This window comes from Pseudomonas fluorescens (genome assembly GCF_018614655.1).
In the GTDB taxonomy this organism is placed as follows: Bacteria; Pseudomonadota; Gammaproteobacteria; order Pseudomonadales; family Pseudomonadaceae; genus Aquipseudomonas; species Aquipseudomonas fluorescens_BX.
The window spans coordinates 213,484-228,492 of record NZ_JAGGOG010000018.1 but is presented as its reverse complement, the minus strand read 5'-3'; the positions used below and the strand labels follow the sequence as shown (position 1 = coordinate 228,492).

14 protein-coding genes are annotated in these 15,009 nt (G+C 60.7%); 2 read left to right on the top strand and 12 right to left on the bottom strand.

All coding sequences use genetic code 11. The features are described from left to right. The 6 genes from J7E41_RS19115 to arcD (J7E41_RS19090) form a co-directional block, all read right to left on the bottom strand. On the bottom strand, positions 1-1,498 hold a 1,498-nt coding region (locus J7E41_RS19115; RefSeq protein WP_214995169.1), incomplete at its 3' end, for a sigma-54-dependent transcriptional regulator. Between the two features lie 209 nt (positions 1,499-1,707). Continuing rightward, a complete protein-coding gene (locus J7E41_RS19110) occupies positions 1,708-2,070 on the bottom strand; it encodes a DUF5064 family protein (RefSeq protein WP_214995167.1) in 363 nt (120 codons plus the stop codon). Between the two features lie 18 nt (positions 2,071-2,088). After that, positions 2,089-3,018 carry a carbamate kinase gene (gene arcC, locus J7E41_RS19105; RefSeq protein WP_214995165.1) on the bottom strand — a complete coding sequence of 310 codons (930 nt, stop codon included), beginning with the start codon at positions 3,016-3,018 and terminating at the stop codon, positions 2,089-2,091. Positions 3,019-3,207: 189 nt separating this feature from the next. Further along, positions 3,208-4,218, bottom strand: a complete 1,011-nt coding sequence (locus J7E41_RS19100; protein ID WP_027605559.1) for an ornithine carbamoyltransferase — start codon at positions 4,216-4,218, stop codon at positions 3,208-3,210. Positions 4,219-4,399: 181 nt separating this feature from the next. Further along, positions 4,400-5,656, bottom strand: coding sequence for an arginine deiminase (arcA, locus tag J7E41_RS19095; protein ID WP_214995163.1), 1,257 nt, complete (start codon positions 5,654-5,656; stop codon positions 4,400-4,402). 40 nt (positions 5,657-5,696) lie between these two features. After that, complete coding sequence (gene arcD / locus J7E41_RS19090) at positions 5,697-7,124, bottom strand: arginine-ornithine antiporter (RefSeq protein ID WP_214995161.1); 1,428 nt, start codon at positions 7,122-7,124, stop codon at positions 5,697-5,699. A gap of 451 nt (positions 7,125-7,575) precedes the next feature. Between arcD (J7E41_RS19090) and arcD (J7E41_RS19085) the strand changes: the two genes are divergently transcribed. Both arcD (J7E41_RS19085) and J7E41_RS19080 read left to right on the top strand, forming a co-directional pair. Next, positions 7,576-9,003: an arginine-ornithine antiporter gene (gene arcD, locus J7E41_RS19085; RefSeq protein WP_214995159.1), complete on the top strand. Its 1,428-nt coding sequence runs from the start codon at positions 7,576-7,578 to the stop codon at positions 9,001-9,003. A gap of 2 nt (positions 9,004-9,005) precedes the next feature. Then, positions 9,006-9,869, top strand: coding sequence for a DNA-3-methyladenine glycosylase family protein (locus J7E41_RS19080; RefSeq protein ID WP_214995368.1), 864 nt, complete (start codon positions 9,006-9,008; stop codon positions 9,867-9,869). A 114-nt stretch (positions 9,870-9,983) separates the two neighbouring features. On the opposite strand, the gene J7E41_RS19075 is transcribed toward J7E41_RS19080, so the two are convergent. The 6 genes from J7E41_RS19075 to J7E41_RS19050 all read right to left on the bottom strand — a co-directional run bounded on the left by J7E41_RS19075 (position 9,984) and on the right by J7E41_RS19050 (position 15,008). Beyond that, complete coding sequence (locus J7E41_RS19075; RefSeq protein WP_214995157.1) at positions 9,984-11,333, bottom strand: CoA transferase; 1,350 nt, start codon at positions 11,331-11,333, stop codon at positions 9,984-9,986. Positions 11,334-11,373: 40 nt separating this feature from the next. Then, positions 11,374-12,717 carry a sensor histidine kinase gene (locus J7E41_RS19070; RefSeq protein WP_214995155.1) on the bottom strand — a complete coding sequence of 448 codons (1,344 nt, stop codon included), beginning with the start codon at positions 12,715-12,717 and terminating at the stop codon, positions 11,374-11,376. A gap of 65 nt (positions 12,718-12,782) precedes the next feature. Continuing rightward, positions 12,783-13,247 (bottom strand): LTXXQ domain protein, encoded by a 465-nt coding sequence (locus J7E41_RS19065; RefSeq protein WP_169355990.1) that lies wholly within the window; start codon positions 13,245-13,247, stop codon positions 12,783-12,785. A 249-nt stretch (positions 13,248-13,496) separates the two neighbouring features. Next, complete coding sequence (locus tag J7E41_RS19060) at positions 13,497-14,174, bottom strand: response regulator transcription factor (RefSeq protein ID WP_214995153.1); 678 nt, start codon at positions 14,172-14,174, stop codon at positions 13,497-13,499. Positions 14,175-14,181: 7 nt separating this feature from the next. Next, entirely contained in the window at positions 14,182-14,604 is a 423-nt protein-coding gene (locus J7E41_RS19055) for a translation initiation factor 2 (RefSeq protein WP_214995150.1), read from the bottom strand. Positions 14,605-14,708: 104 nt separating this feature from the next. Continuing rightward, positions 14,709-15,008: a YciI family protein gene (locus tag J7E41_RS19050; protein WP_214995148.1), complete on the bottom strand. Its 300-nt coding sequence runs from the start codon at positions 15,006-15,008 to the stop codon at positions 14,709-14,711. Position 15,009 lies beyond the last annotated feature (1 nt).

The window sequence follows — 15,009 nt, the reverse complement described above, 5'->3', positions numbered from 1 at the left end:
TCGGAATACCGTACTTACGCAGGCGATGGGCGATGGCGGTGTGGGAGGTCTGCAGGCGGCTCGCCAATTGGCGAGTGGACGGATAGCTGGCATACAGCTTCTCCAGTAACCCGCGCTCAAAGTCCTCCACCGCCTGTTCCAGGCTGTCGACTTCACCATCACTCTGGCGCGCCACCGATGTACCAGCAATGTCCAGGTCGCCAATGTCCACCAGGCTGCTTTCGCAAATGGCGGCAGCGCGAAAGATCACGTTTTGCAGCTGGCGCACGTTACCCGGCCAACGGTTGCCCAGCAGCGCCGGATAGGTGCCCGGCGCCAGGCGGCAGACCGGGCGCTGGATCTGCGCGCAGGCTTGCTGCATGAAGTAGCGGGCCAGCAACAGGATGTCCTGGCCGCGCTCGCGCAGGGGCGGGACTTCGACGTTGAGGACGTTCAGGCGGTAGAACAAGTCTTCGCGGAAGGTGCCTTCGCTGACCATTTTTTCCAGGTCACGGTGGGTGGCGCTGAGGATCCGCACGTTGACCTTGACCTCACGGTCGCCGCCTACCCGGCGAAAGCTGCCGTCATTCAGGAATCGCAGCAGCTTGGCCTGCAAATACGGCGACATCTCGCCGATTTCATCGAGAAACACCGTGCCTTGGTTGGCCAGTTCCATCAGCCCCGGCTTGCCGCCGCGCTGGGCACCGGTAAAGGCGCCGGGGGCGTAGCCGAACAGTTCACTCTCGGCCAGGTTCTCCGGCAGTGCCGCGCAGTTCAAAGCGAGAAACGGTGAACTGTGCCGCGCGCTGATGGCGTGGCAGGCCCGTGCCACCAGTTCCTTGCCGGTGCCGGTTTCGCCCTGGATCAACAAGGGGGCATCAAGGGCCGCCACGCGTTGGGCACGGGCCTTGAGGGTGCGGATCGCGGGGGATTCGCCCAACAGTGCATCGAAACCTTCGGCATGGTCATGGTGCAGCGCCGACAGTTGCTCACCGATACGGTTGGGTGGGTACAGGGTCAGCAGTGCGCCGGCGTCGGTGATCGGGGTGGCGTCCAGCAACAGGGTTTGGCCGTTGACGCTGATTTCCCGCAGGGGTAGGCGAAAGCCATGGTCCAGCAAGGTGGTCAGCAGCATGGGGTCGTCGAACAGCGCGTTGATGCTTTCACCGGCCGGCTCGCGGCCATACAGCGCAATGAGCGCCGGGTTGGCCAGCAGGATCTTGCCGGCACTGTCCAGAGCCAATACCGGGTCGGTCATGGCGGCGAGCAGGGCGTCGAGCTGCAGATGACGGCGTTGGCCGGGGAGGATGTCCACCACCGTCACGGCCTGTACGCCGTGGACGCTGAACAGCGCGTCACGCAGTTCTTCCAGGACCTCGGCGCTCAAGGTAGGCGCGTCGATATAGACGTTGGGTGGGACCATTTCCACCGCATCCAGATTGAGATTGCGCCCACCGAGCAGGGCCAGGACTTCCTGGGTAATGCCGACGCGGTCGATGAAGCTGACGTGGATACGCATGGGGCGGTTCTGGGTTCTGGCGTGCGAGAGGTGGCAAGTATGCCTTGGAGGAGGGGGTCAGGTGAAATCCGGCGGGTGACGGAGATCAAAGTGTGGGAGCGGGCTTGCTCGCGAAGGCGGTGTATCAGTCAACCCATCTGTCACTGAACCACCGCTTTCGCGAGCAAGCCCGCTCCCACATTTGATCTGCTGTGTTAGGACAAGGCGGGTTATTCGAGATGTTCGGGTTTCACCGGATCCCCCGGCTTCACATCCAACTGATGGCGCACATCCTCAAACATTAAGTCGTACTGCTTGTGCATCGAGCCATTGAGCACGGCAATCTTCGGCATGCCGTACTTCTGTGCAATGTTCATCGCGTGCCGGGCAAAATCGAATGCCTGGTCCTTGGGCAGGAAAAACTCCTCCTTGAGGTCCTTGCCCTGCACCGAGCCATGCATCTTGAACAGCATTCCCTTGCCTTCCTTGGGGTCCTGACTGACTTCATAGTCGATGCACAGGTTGTAGCTGTAGTCGTCCTTGGTCAGCGCGTGGCGTTCGATGTGCAGGTGTCCGGGTTCAAACGTGGCCATAGGCGTTTCTCCTCCACTTTATCGATAGGTGATCCCAGGTTTTGCTGTGCTGATACGCGTGCCGGCATGGCCCTGGACGATAGCTTCGATGTCCGAGAGTGAACCGATCACTGCGGTTTTTCCAGTCTGGCGGGCGAACTCGCACGCGGCCTGAACCTTGGGCCCCATGGAGCCGGCGGCGAAGCCGAGTTTTTCCATTTCGTCGGGATGAGCCTGGCCGATGGCCTTCTGGGTCGGTTTGCCGAAGTCGATAAAAGCGGCATTGACGTCGGTGGCGATCACCAGCAAGTCGGCGCCCAGTTGCCCGGCCAGCAGGGATGAGCAGAGGTCTTTGTCGATCACCGCTTCAATGCCCTGGAGCTTGCCGTCTTCGCCATACATCGTCGGAATCCCGCCGCCACCGGCGCAGATCACGATGCTGCCTTTTTCCAGCAGCCAGCTAATCGGGCGGATTTCAAAAATGCGTTTGGGCCGGGGGCTGGCGACCACGCGGCGATATTTGTCGCCATCGGGAGCGATGGTCCAGCCTTTTTCGGCCGCGAGTTTTTCGGCTTCGGCTTTCGAGTAGACCGGGCCGATGGGTTTGCTCGGGTTCTGGAACGCGGGGTCCTTGGCGTCCACTTCCACCTGGGTCAGCAGCGTGGCGAACGGCACTTGGAAGTCCAGCAGGTTGCCCAGTTCCTGTTCGATGATGTAGCCGATCATGCCTTCGGTTTCGGCGCCCAGCACGTCCAGCGGGTAAGGCGAGACTTGGGTGTAGGCCGCCGCCTGCAACGACAGCAGGCCCACTTGCGGGCCATTGCCATGGGCGATGACCAGCTCGTTGCCGGCGTGGATCTTGGCGATCTGTTCGGTGGCGATGCGGATGTTGGCGCGTTGATTGTCTGCGGTCATGGGTTCACCACGGCGCAGAAGGGCGTTGCCGCCCAGTGCTACGACGATACGCATACAGAGTGTCCTTTCAGAAATCAGCTTTGTGAACACAGGACAAAATGTGGGAGCGGCGGTGCGACGATTCGACTTGCTCGCGAATGCGGTGGATCAGCCACCAGATGTATCAACTGACACCCCGCTTTCGCGAGCAAGTCGAATCGTCGCACCGCCGCTCCCACACTGACTGTGTTCCGACAGCGAGAGTTAGATATCCGCCAGTGCGGAGACCAGAATCGCCTTGATGGTATGCATGCGGTTTTCCGCCTGCTCAAAGGCGATGTTGGCCGGGGACTCAAACACCTCTTCGGTCACTTCCACGCCATTGGCCAGGTTTGGATACCGCGCGGCGATGTCCTTGCCGACCTTGGTTTCGCTGTTATGGAACGCTGGCAGGCAGTGCATGAACTTCACCCGAGGGTTGCCCGAGGCTTTCATCATCTTGGCGTTGACCTGGTACGGCAGCAGCTGCTCGATACGCTCGTCCCACGCTTCCACTGGCTCACCCATGGACACCCAGATATCGGTGTGGATGAAGTCCACGCCTTTAACAGCCTCTTTCGGGTCTTCGGTGATGGTGATGCGCGCGCCGCTTTCTTCAGCAAACGCCTGGCACTGCTTGATGAAGTCTTCATGGGGCCACAGGGCTTTTGGCGCGCCAATGCGCACGTCCATACCCAGCTTGGCACCGATCATCAGCAGTGAGTTGCCCATGTTGTAGCGGGCGTCACCGAGGTAGGCGTAGCTGATGTCATGCAGCGGCTTATCGCTGTGTTCGCGCATGGTCAGGGTGTCGGCGATCATTTGGGTTGGGTGGAACTCAGCGGTCAGGCCGTTGAACACGGGCACGCCGGCGAATTTGGCCAGTTCTTCGACGATTTCCTGTTCGAAGCCACGGTACTCGATGGCATCGAACATGCGACCGAGGACGCGGGCGGTGTCTTTCATGCTTTCTTTGTGGCCGATCTGCGATGACACCGGGTCGATGTAGGTGACGTGGGCTCCTTGGTCGTGGGCCGCCACTTCGAACGCGCAGCGCGTGCGGGTCGAGGTTTTTTCGAAGATCAGCGCGATGTTTTTGCCCTGCAAGTGCGGGCGCTCGGTGCCGGTGTATTTGGCGCGCTTGAGGTCACGGGACAGGTCCAGCAGGTAGTGCAGCTCGCGAGTGGTGTGGTGCATCAGCGAGAGCAGGCTGCGGTTGCGCATATTAAAAGCCATGGTGGATCTCCTTCCCCGACACTGTGAAAGCTACTGCGCTTGGAAATCCTGCGTTAAAAACAGGCTCGGAATGCTCATTTACAACCAGTAAACTCCGCTTCCTCGCCTGTTTTTGCCTTGTCTTTCCTGCGCTCGCTACGCTTTCACAGCGCCGGGTCGCAATAAGTTAAAAAATTTAGGGTTAGTAGTCGATAGGGTCGCGAATGATCGGGCAGGTCATGCAGTGGCCGCCGCCGCGTCCACGGCCCAGTTCGCCGGCGCTGATGGTGATGACCTCCACACCGGCCTTGCGCAGCAGGGTGTTGGTGTAGGTGTTGCGGTCATAGCCGATCACCACACCTGGCTCGACGGCCACCACGTTATTGCCGTCATCCCACTGCTCGCGCTCGGCGGCGAAGCTGTTGCCGCCGGTTTCCACCACGCGCAGGGTTTTCAGGTTCAGGGCTGCAGCGACGGTGTCGAGGAAGCTGGTTTTTTCCCGTTGGATATCGATACCACCGGGCTTGCTCTCGTCAGGGCGCAGGGTGAAGGCGACTATCTGGCTGACCACTTCCGGGAAGATCGTGACCAGGTCGCGGTCGCAGAAGCTGAACACCGTATCGAGGTGCATCGCGGCGCGGGATTTCGGCAGGCCGGCGACGATCACGCGCTCTACAGCCTTGTGCTTGAACAGGTTCAGCGCCAGCTGGCCGATAGCCTGGCGGGACGAGCGCTCGCCCATACCGATCAACACCACGCCGTTGCCGATAGGCATCACGTCACCGCCTTCCAGCGTGGCGTTACCGTGTTCCTGATCCGGGTCGCCGTACCAGACCTGGAAGTCGGCGTTGGTGAACTCGGGGTGGAATTTGTAGATGGCGCTGGCCAGCAAGGTTTCCTGGCGTCGCGCGGGCCAATACATCGGGTTCAGCGTCACGCCGCCGAAGATCCAGCACGTGGTGTCGCGGGTGAATTGGGTGTTAGGCAGCGGCGGCAGAATGAAGCTCGAATGCCCGAGGAAGTCGCGGAACATTTCGATGGTCTTGCCACCGAAGCTGCTCGGCAGGTCGTCGGCCGACACGCCGCCAATCAAAAACTCGGCGACTTTGCGCGGCTCCAGGCTACGCAGCCACGAGCCCACTTCATTGACCAGACCGAGGCCGACCTGGTTGGCGGTGATCTTGCGCTCCAGGATCCAGTCCAGGGCTTCGGGGATGGCAACAATGTCGGTCAGCAGGTTGTGCATTTCCAGCACATCGATATCCCGCTCGCGCATCTTGGTCACGAAATCGAAATGGTCGCGCTTGGCCTGGGCCACCCACAGCACATCATCGAACAGCAGTTCATCGCAGTTGTTGGGGGTCAGCCGCTGGTGGGCCAAACCTGGGGAGCACACCATGACTTTGCGCAGTTTGCCGGCTTCGGAATGTACGCCGTACTTCACTTTTTCCGTGGTCATTACAGATCCTCCAGTGAACAAAGCTTTCTTTGGATAACAGCTACAGAGTCAAGAAGCCGTCATAGAGCCCATAGGCAGCCACCAGGGCGCCTATGACCACTGCGGCGAAAATCAGCTTCTCGACGTGGGTGAAAATCGGTTTGCCCAGTTCATGCTTGGCCTTGGCGAACAGGATCGCGCCGGGGGCATAGAGCAGGGCGGACAGCAGCAGGTACTTGGTGCCGCCGGCGTACAACAGCCAGACCGCGTAGATCAGGGCGATGGCACCGATGAATAGGTCTTTCTTGCGTTCGCCCAGGGCGTTTTCGTAGGTCTCGCCGCGCACCGCCAACAGCAGTCCATAGGCCGCCGACCACAGGTAAGGCACCAGGATCATTGAGGTGGCGAGGTAGATCAGCGACAGGTAGGTGCTGGCGGAGAACAGGGTGATCACCAGGAAAATCTGCACCATGGCGTTGGTCAGCCACAGGGCGTTGACCGGCACGTGGTTGGCGTTTTCCTTACGCAGGAACGCCGGCATGGTGTGGTCTTTGGCGGCGGCGAACATGATCTCCGCACACAGCAGCACCCACGACAGCAACGCTCCCAACAGCGAGATGATCAAGCCGACGCTGATCAGCACCGCACCCCAGTGGCCCACTACATGCTCCAGCACGGCGGCCATCGACGGGTTCTGCAGCTTGGCCAGTTCCGGTTGGGTCATGATCCCCAGCGACAGCACGTTCACCAGCATCAGGAACAGCAGCACCGTGATGAAACCAATCACCGTGGCCTTGCCGACGTCGGAGCGTTTTTCGGCGCGGGACGAGAAGATGCTCGCGCCCTCGATGCCGATAAATACCCAGACGGTGACCAGCATCATGTTGCGCACCTGGTTCATCACGCTGCCCAGGTCCGGATTTTTTACGCCCCAGATGTCGGCGGTGAAGATGTCCAGTTTGAACGCGAAGAGCGCGATCAATACAAACAGCACCAGCGGCACGACCTTGGCGACGGTGGTCACCAGGTTGATGAACGCCGCTTCCTTGATCCCGCGCAGTACCAGGAAGTGCACGGCCCACAGCAACACCGAGGCGCCGATCACCGCCGCCGGGGTGTTGCCTTCGCCGAAGATCGGAAAGAAGTAACCGAGGGTGCTGAACAACAGCACGAAGTAACCGACGTTGCCCAGCCAGGCACTGATCCAGTAACCCCAGGCGGACGAAAAACCCATGTAGTCGCCGAAGCCGGCCTTGGCGTAGGCATACACGCCGCCGTCCAGATCGGGTTTGCGGTTGGCCAGGGTTTGGAAGACAAAAGCGAGGGTCAACATACCGATGGCGGTAATTACCCAGCCGATCAACACCGCGCCGACATCGGCACTGGCGGCCATGTTTTGTGGAAGTGAGAAGATCCCGCCACCAATCATTGAGCCCACGACAAGTGCAACCAGGGCACCGAGTCGGAGTTTTCCGGGAGATTCAGACATTGCATGACTCCAATGCAGGAGAAGAGAGACCACAGAATAAATCCGTGCGCTAATCAAACAGCTGACTCAGATCACTTCATTGGCACATTCCATTGTGAATTAATGGCTTATGATGAAAGAACGCAGGCAATAAGATCCCTCGAAGAGGCTTGTTCCAGAGCCGTTCTCCGTTTCAGATGACAAGATTTCTCATAGGCGTGGACGTTTGAAGCTAGTCCGTTTTCCCAGATGTGCAAATTTTTTCAGGAGGGTTTGCCAAATAGCCCGCAGTCAGGAAAGTTCCAGCCGTATTTAAATTCCAAATTTGCCTAAACTCTATTTATTGCCATGCCTTTAAGTTATGAGGTGCGGTGTTTTATTCGCTATATCTAATAAACGTTGAACGTGCAGCGCACATTAGTCGCCTGTAACAGTTGTTGGCGCAAAGACTGTTTTTCTATTGGGAGTACCCATGTCGCAACCGGCGCAAAAACTTCGACTCAGCGCATTGATCGCGCTAGTGGTGGGTTCGATGGTGGGTGGCGGGATCTTCTCGTTGCCGCAGAACATGGCGGCGCGGGCCGAAGTAGGGGCGGTGCTGATCGGTTGGGCAATCACCGCCGTTGGCATGCTGGCCCTGGCCTTTGTGTTCCAGACTCTGGCCAACCGCAAGCCTGAACTGGACGCCGGTGTGTATGCCTACGCCAAGGCCGGGTTTGGCGACTACATGGGTTTTTCGTCCGCCTGGGGTTACTGGATCAGCGCCTGGATGGGCAACGTCGGTTACTTTGTGCTGCTGTTCAGCACATTGGGCTACTTCTTCCCGGTGTTCGGCCAAGGCAACACGCCCATTGCCATCGCCTGTGCCTCGCTGTTGCTGTGGGCCGTGCACTTTCTGGTACTGCGCGGGATCAAGGAGGCGGCCTTCATCAACCAGATCACCACTGTGGCCAAGATCGTGCCGCTGCTGATGTTTATCGTCATCGCCGCCGTGGCGTTCAAGGCCGATATCTTTATTCGGGATATCTGGGGCTTGAGCAACCCGAACTTTGGCAGCGTGGTGGATCAGGTGCGCAACATGATGCTGGTCACCGTGTTCGTGTTTATCGGCATCGAGGGCGCCAGCGTCTATTCGGCGCGGGCTGAGAAACGTTCGGACGTGGGCCGGGCCACAGTGATCGGTTTTCTCGGGGTATTGGCACTGCTGGTGCTGGTGAACGTGCTGTCGCTGGGGATCATGAGCCAACCGGAATTGGCCACCTTGCAGAATCCGTCCCTGGCCGGTGTGCTGGAGCATATCGTCGGCCCGTGGGGGGCGCTGTTGATCAGTATCGGCCTGGCGGTTTCGTTGCTGGGCGCGTTGTTGTCCTGGGCGTTGCTGTGTGCCGAAATCCTCTATGCCACCGCCCATGACCGGACGATGCCGGCGTTCCTGAAAAAGGAAAACGTCAATCATGTGCCGGTCAATGCGTTGTGGCTGACCAATGTGATGATCCAGATTTTCCTGGTGATCACCCTGTTCTCGGAAAGCACCTACACCACGCTGATTTATCTGGCTTCGTCGATGATTCTGGTGCCCTACCTGTGGTCGGCAGCCTATGCGGTGTTGTTGAGCGGGCGCGGTGACACCTATGAAGGCGCCCACGGCCAGCGGATGAAAGATCTGCTGATCGGCGTAATCGCTTTGGGCTATGCGATCTGGCTGCTCTACGCCGGTGGCTTGAAGTATTTGCTGCTGTCGGCGTTGCTGTATGCACCGGGGGTGATTCTGTTTGCTCAGGCCAAGCACGAACAGGGTCAGCCCTTGTTTACCCGTGTGGAAAAAGGCATTTTCGGCTGCGTGATCGCCGGGGCGAGCCTGGCGGCGTATGGGTTGTACAGCGGGGTGTTGTCATTGTGAAGGTGCAGTTGGCGTATCAAGCCCCTTATGACTGGGAGGCGATGCTGGGTTTTTTGGCGGCGCGGGCGATCAGCGGGTTGGAGACGGTGGTGGCGGGTATGTATACGCGCAGCATCAGCATCGATGGTCGGCATGGCTGGATCAGTGTTGCGTCGGGTGCGGGGGATTGGCTTGAGGTGACGGTCGACTTCGCTGAGCCGGATGCCTTGCCGGAGATTGTCCGGCGTTTGCGGGCGATGTTTGACCTGGACGCTGATCCGCGAAGGATCAATCGACAACTGGCAGCCGATCCCTTGATGGCACGGCTGGTGGCGGCGCGTCCGGGCCTGCGGGTGCCAGGGGCGTGGGATGGCCTGGAAGTGGCGATTCGGGCGGTTTTGGGACAGCAGATTACGGTGGTCGCGGCCATTCGTTTGGCGGGCAAGCTGGTTGCGCACTATGGCGAGCCACTGATGACACCACATGCGGGCGTGACGCACGTCTTTCCTGTGGCCGAGGTGCTGGCGGCAGCGGATCTGGCCAGCCTGGGCATGCCGAAAAGTCGTGGGCGAACCTTATCGGGCGTGGCCCAGGCGTTGTTGGATGATCCGCAGATCTTCCAGCCCAAGGCCAGTCTCAAGGACGTTGTAACGCGGTTGATCGAGTTGCCGGGGATTGGCGACTGGACCGCGCAGTACATAGCCATGCGCCAGATGCGCGAGCCGGATGCGTTTGCGTCGGGGGATATCGGTTTGATCAATGCGTTGGCGGCACTGGAAGGCGGCCCCGTTACCGCACGCCAGTTACTGGCGCGGGCCGAGGCCTGGCGGCCGCTTAGAGCGTATGCGGCGCAGCATTTGTGGACGTCGCTGAGCCGGGCAGATTGAGGGTGCTTTTCAGGGCCTCTTCGCAGGCAAGCCAGCTCCCACACTTGATCGGTGCTGTTGCTGGAAACTCGGTCAAATGTGGGAGCTGGCTTGCCTGCGATGGCAATCGGAAGGTCACCATTGAGGCCGATGTGACCCCAATTCTCCCGCCGGCAAATCCCACTGCAACGGCGTGCCGCTGATGGTAAGCGGCGCCAGCAAGCGATGGGCCTGTCCCCAGGCCGTTTGCTCCACCACCAGCCCCTGATCGGCAGGCTCTTCGGCTCTCAGCGCGGGTTGTTCGGTGGTCAGCCCAGCCTCCACCAATAATTTCGCCGTGCGCGCCAGTGACAGCAGCGCCGAACTGCCCCGGCCGGATTTCAGCCGCTCACTCAGCGCCCGAATCGCACCTGCTGCCATCAAGTAACCGGTGGCATGGTCCAGTGCCTGTAACGGCAACGGTACCGGCTTGTTGGCCTGTTTCCACTGCATGCCGGCCTGAGCAATGCCGCTGCTCATCTGCACCAGGCTGTCGAAGCCTCGGCGATTGCGCCATGGGCCGCTCCAGCCATAGGCGTTGAGGCTGACGTCGATCAGGCCCGGTGCGAGTAGCTGCAACTCGGCGGCTCCGTATCCCAATTGCTCCAGGGCATCGGCGCGGTAGCCATGGAACAGAATATCGGCGTCCTTGAGCAGGTCTTCGAAGACCCTCCGGTCACCTGGGTTCTTCAGGTCCAGGCGAGCGCAGCGTTTACCCAGGGTCATTTCCGGCACCACGCCCGCTTCGTTCCAGTCGGGGGAGTCGATGCGCAATACATCGGCGCCTAACCCTGCGAGAAAGCGGCTGGCCACCGGGCCCGCCAGAACGCGAGTCAGGTCGAGCACCTTGATACCGGCCAAGGGGCGCGCCACTGAACCGAGCCAGGGTTTTTCGCTGACGGCATCGCTGGTTTGGTGTTGGATCAGTGGCTCCTGATTGACCGCCAGGCCTTGAGGATGGGCCTGCCAGTCTTGCCACGAGCGCATCTGCGCCGCACAGCCACCCTCGTCGACGATGGCTTGTTCCAGTTCAGCAGCGTTCCATTGGGCGACCTTGAGCGCCATGGCCTCACGATCAGCCACTTGCCCCAACACCCGCTCGGCGGCGGCGCGGTGGTGGGGCGCGTTGGTGTGCAGGCGGATCCAGCCATCGGCGCTGGCGTAGTCCCCGGCAATCGGGTCCCACAGCGGCGGTACGGTCCAGCCGACGGGGCGTAGCGACGTGGAAAACCAGAAGGAGGCGAGGCGCCGGTCCACGCAAATCGTGGGCAGGCGTCCGGTTTGTTGTTGCAGCAACTCGGCAACGGCCTGGCCTGCTGCGCCGACAGTAGCGCTGGCCAATTCAGTCACGGCAAAGGTCGAAGGCAGGGCGCCAGCCTCGGTGAAGGTCAGCGGGGTACGTGGCAGGTCGAGTGCAGCTTGGATGGATGTGAGCAGATCAGTCATCAAAGGCCCTCCATAAGAGAAGGGCCAGCATAGAACAACCTTAGGGTTGTACTGCAACCCCCGGCTCCAACGGCAAGTCGAGGCTCGCGATAAATCCGCCTCCGGGGTGATTGGCCAGAATCAGGCTGCCGCCATGGCGTTCGGCGGCGCGGCGTGCGATGGCCAGGCCCAGGCCATGGCCTTGGGCGGTTTGCCCGGGAGCGCGGTAAAACGGCTCGCCCAGTTGGCCCAAATGCTCGGTATCCACGCCGGGGCCGTGGTCGCGCACGCTGATCACAATACGCTCGCCCTGGCGTTGGGCCTGCATTTCAATCGGCAGTCCTGGCGGGTTGAAGCGTTGGGCGTTGCGCAGCAAGTTGTCCAGTGCGCGCTCGATCATCGTCGGCCAGCCCTTGAGCTGCAGCCCCGCTTGGGCTTCGAGCTGCACGGGTTGGTCCGGCGCGCCGAGCAGGGCATCTTTTTGCAGGGTCTTGAGCAGCGGGGTGAGTTCGATGTCTTCGGCGCTGGCATTGTCGGCATCGACGCGGGCCAGCACCAGGATCTCGCTGATCAAGGCCTCCAGACGGTCGCATTCGCGGGTCAGGCGTGGCCAGAGTTTTTCCCGAGCGTCGGGCGTGGCGCGTTCCGCCAGGGCCAGGGCGATCCGCAGGCGAGCCAGGGGCGAGCGCAATTCGTGGGACACGTCCCGCAGTAGCTGGCGTTGACTGCTGATCAGGCTTTGCAGGCGTGCGCCCATGCGGTTGAAATCGGTAGCCAGCACGCCAAATTCATCACGGCGGTTAGACAGTTGCGCCAGGCTGTTTTGCTGATAAGTGGTCTGGCCCAGGTCATGCACTGCGCTGCGCAGGCGACTGAGGGGGCGGGTGATGGAGAGCGTCACCAACAGGCTGAACAGGGTCAGCACCACCAGGGCAATGGTCAGCGCACTGAAGGGCCACAGCAGGCTGCTGCGGTGCCAGGCGTCCAGTTCCGGGTGGGGAATGCGGTAGATCAATAGGTAGGTGTCGCCCGTTTTCGCGCTGGTGTATTCAGCGGTCAGCCGGCGCCAGGGCAGGTGGCGGTCCTGGTTGTCGTTTTGTCGCGCTTCGAAGGCGGCGGCCCGGCGCGGAAAGGTACCGCGTACCACCGGTTCGCCGCTTTCGTTAAGCACTTGCACGTCGATGTGGTACTGGCGCTTGCGCTGTTGCAGCAAGTCCTGGGCAGCGTCCTCGCCCTGGGCTTCGTAGAGCTGGGTCCATTCTTCGGCGAGGTTGGCGAGTCCGGGGTGGCGGCTGAGAATCCAGGCATCCTGGTTGAGCATATGCCCAAGCAGGAGCGACAACCCGGCAACCAGGGCGATAGCCAGCCAGAAGCTGGCAAGGATGCGCCAGAACAATGAACGCACGGGAAACCCTCAAACAGGAAAAGCCCAGTGGCACAGGCCACTGGGCTGGGAGTGAAGCTAGGTCATTATTGCGCTTTTTGCGGTTGTTGCGCTTTCCAGGCCTGGAATTCCTTCCACTCGGCACGGCGCTCGGCTTGTTTTTTCACGATCTCGTCGAATTTCTTCTGTTGATCGGGCTTCAGCACGGCGCGAATGTCAGTCTGGGTTTTCTGCTTGGCGGCAGCCATTTCGTCTTGCATGGCTTTCTGGTCGGCGGCCGGGAGTTTATCCAGGTACTTTTTGACCAGTTCCTTGCGACCGTGCATTTGCTGGCCCATCAATTTGCCGATCTGCTGGCGCTGTTCGCGGCTCAGATCAAGCTGGCTGAAGGGGCCGCCTTTGCCACGCATGCCGTGTTCGCCGCCATGGCCCGGGCCGCCCATCATGTGGCCTTCGGACCCGCCCATTGGGCCTTGGCCTTCTGGCATGGCCGCCATGGCAACAGTAGGCAGGGCTGCCGCGAACATCAGAGCGATAAGGGTCTTGCGCATGGTGTTTCTCCTGTCTCGATTCCGGTGAGTCCGGATGTGAGTAGATTAAGGAGATCAAGGTCAGCGGCGGTCAGGGGAGGGTAAAGCTTGGGTAAAGACGATTTTGGCGCAGGCTTACAAAACTGGGGACCTGATTTTCTGTAGCCGCTGCCGAGGCACGAGGCTGCGATGCGGTCCGCAGGGTCGCCCCGGGGGCGGCTGCGCCACCCATCGCAGCCTCATGCCTCGGCAGCGGCGACAGAGGGAACATCAGAGGCTGTAGTAGTAACCACGGCTGCGCAGCGCCATGATCCGTGGTCGGCCATCCGAGTGGGGGCCGATCTTCTTGCGCAGGTTGCTGACGTGCATGTCCAGGCTGCGGTCGTACAGGGTCAGCTTGCGGCCCAGGGCGATTTGCGCCAGTTCCTGCTTGTCCAGCGGCTCGCCCGGCTGGCGCAGCAAGGCTTCCAGCAGACGGCTTTCGGAGACGGTGAGGGCAAATTCCTGCTCGTCGATGGTGACCACGCCGCGCACCGGGCTGAAGCACAGGTCGCCCAGCTCCAGCTGGGTCGACACCGCAGCCGGATGGCTGCGCCGCAATACAGCGCGCAAACGAGCGGTCAACTCCCGGGGGTCACAGGGCTTGGCCAGATAATCATCAGCGCCCAGTTCCAGGCCGAGGATGCGGTCCAGCGGTTCGCCCCGGGCCGAGAGCATCAGCACTGGCAGCTCCGGGTGATCGCTACGCAATTGTTTGAGCAATTCCAGACCGCTGCCGTCGGGCAGCATCACGTCAAGCACCACCGCTGAGGGGGCGGCTTCGGCCAACGCTTTGCGCGCGCTCAGGCCATCATGGCAAGCGCGCACCTGGAAACCTTCCTGGCTCAACCAACTGGTCAGCAGCTCACAGAGCTCCTGGTCATCGTCTATCAGTAACAGCTCGCTCATGACTCACTCAATTTAGCCATTGTCGACGGCGCCGGTGCCCGCCGCTGGCAAAGATACCGCATAGCAGGGCGATCAGCGCTACTCCTGCACCTGTCACAAACCATTGTTGCTGCTCAGTCAGCCAGCGTGGCAACACCGTGCCCTGTGCTTCTTTGAGTTGCTGGACCAGGCGTTGGTTCTCCTGGCGCAGTCGATTCAATTGGGCACTGTCGCGTGAGGCATCGGCGCCTTTCAATTCGGTGCTTTGCAATTGTTTGCTCAGTTCGTCACGCAGTCGTTCGCTTTCCTTCAAGCGTTGCTGCAACTCGGTGATCTGGCTGCCAGCACTCAAGGACAGGGGCGTGAAACTGCCGGTGTTCGAGGTCTCTTCAGCATGGGCGGTTGCCCCGATCGTTAACACTGCCAACAGACACAACTGACTTAAGCGCATCGGAACTCCTGATTCCAATCGATTGTTCAGCACGTTGTCGGCAGCTTACCGAGAATGATGAGCGATAGGAGTACGCCGAACTCAATAGGTTCAGCGTAGCCGGGTCAAGGCAGGACTTGTTTGAACGGTTTGATCACGACATTGGTATAGACGCCTGCCGCGACATATGGATCGGCGTCTGCCCAGGCCTGGGCATCGGGCAGGGAGGCGAACTCGGCAACGATCAGGCTGCCAGTGAAACCGGCTGCGCCAGGATCATTGCTGTCGACGGCCGGGTGAGGACCGGCAAGCACCACGCGCCCTTCGGCTTGCAGCTGTTTCAGGCGCTCGAGGTGGGCCGGGCGCGCGGCCAGGCGTTTTTCCAACGAGTTGGCAACGTCGGTAGCAATGATGGCGTAGAGCATG

Bases quoted from the DNA above. Each gene is read 5' to 3' on its own strand.
- J7E41_RS19110 (WP_214995167.1), bottom strand. From the start codon at position 2,070: ATGGCCACGTTTGAACCCGGACACCTGCACATCGAACGCCACGCGCTG.
- arcC (WP_214995165.1), bottom strand. From the start codon at position 3,018: ATGCGTATCGTCGTAGCACTGGGCGGCAACGCCCTTCTGCGCCGTGGT.
- J7E41_RS19100 (WP_027605559.1), bottom strand. From the start codon at position 4,218: ATGGCTTTTAATATGCGCAACCGCAGCCTGCTCTCGCTGATGCACCAC.
- arcA (WP_214995163.1), bottom strand. From the start codon at position 5,656: ATGACCACGGAAAAAGTGAAGTACGGCGTACATTCCGAAGCCGGCAAA.
- arcD (WP_214995161.1), bottom strand. From the start codon at position 7,124: ATGTCTGAATCTCCCGGAAAACTCCGACTCGGTGCCCTGGTTGCACTT.
- arcD (WP_214995159.1), top strand. From the start codon at position 7,576: ATGTCGCAACCGGCGCAAAAACTTCGACTCAGCGCATTGATCGCGCTA.
- J7E41_RS19075 (WP_214995157.1), bottom strand. From the start codon at position 11,333: ATGACTGATCTGCTCACATCCATCCAAGCTGCACTCGACCTGCCACGT.
- J7E41_RS19065 (WP_169355990.1), bottom strand. From the start codon at position 13,247: ATGCGCAAGACCCTTATCGCTCTGATGTTCGCGGCAGCCCTGCCTACT.
- J7E41_RS19060 (WP_214995153.1), bottom strand. From the start codon at position 14,174: ATGAGCGAGCTGTTACTGATAGACGATGACCAGGAGCTCTGTGAGCTG.
- J7E41_RS19055 (WP_214995150.1), bottom strand. From the start codon at position 14,604: ATGCGCTTAAGTCAGTTGTGTCTGTTGGCAGTGTTAACGATCGGGGCA.
- J7E41_RS19050 (WP_214995148.1), bottom strand. From the start codon at position 15,008: ATGCTCTACGCCATCATTGCTACCGACGTTGCCAACTCGTTGGAAAAA.